Annotated in this window: 1 protein-coding gene; it reads right to left on the reverse strand. The window is 35.5% G+C overall.

The window, feature by feature from the left end; genetic code table 11:
* The coding region (locus IEX94_RS19500; RefSeq protein ID WP_188859924.1) for an RNA-guided endonuclease TnpB family protein at window positions 1-689 on the reverse strand (689 nt) is incomplete at its 3' end.
* Window positions 690-709: the final 20 nt, after the last annotated feature.

A 709-nucleotide genomic window follows, 5' to 3' on the forward strand; every position in this document is an offset into this window, starting at 1 on the left:
CCTTTCTTTCTGCGAGATAGGATGCGTTGTTCTTTTGCTAATTTGTCTAAGGACTGTCGGTAGAACTTAGGGTAATTGGTTTTCTCACCCTGTTCGCTTTCAACATATAGACCATCCATCGCAAAATCGAGCCCGACGACTTCCTGAATGGACACAGGTTTAATGTCTTTCTCGTATTCTGTCAAAATCGAAATATAGTATTTGCCTGACTTTGTTTTGGAAATCGTACAAGACTTCAATTTATAATCAGTAGGAATTTTTCGATGCTGTTTGATTTTTACTAATTTTAGTTTGGGTAATTTGATATGACCTTCTTGCAATTCAATATTTCCGTTTACTCGATTGGTTGTGTAAGATTGTTTCGCTTTCCGATTTTTGAACTTTGGAAATGCAGCATTTCCTTCAAAAAAGTTCTTATAAGCGCTTTGTAAGTTCAATTGTGCATTTGCCAAAGCTAGGGAATCCACTTCTTTTAGAAATGGAAATTCTTCTTTATATTTTGCAGGAGTCGGAAACTTTTGCTCTTGAAGTGCTTCTTTATCATCTTTGAACTTTTCATACATTTCTTTTCGTTCTGCTAACATCTGATTGTAGACAAAACGAACACAACCAAATGTTTTGGCTAATAATACTTCCTGTTCTTTATTGGGTAGCATACGAAATTGGAAGGCTTTATGTTGTTTCGTCATATTCATTCACTCCATCCATC

It is taken from the genome of Oceanobacillus indicireducens, from assembly GCF_014647195.1.
GTDB classification, from domain to species: domain Bacteria; phylum Bacillota; class Bacilli; order Bacillales; family Amphibacillaceae; genus Oceanobacillus; species Oceanobacillus indicireducens.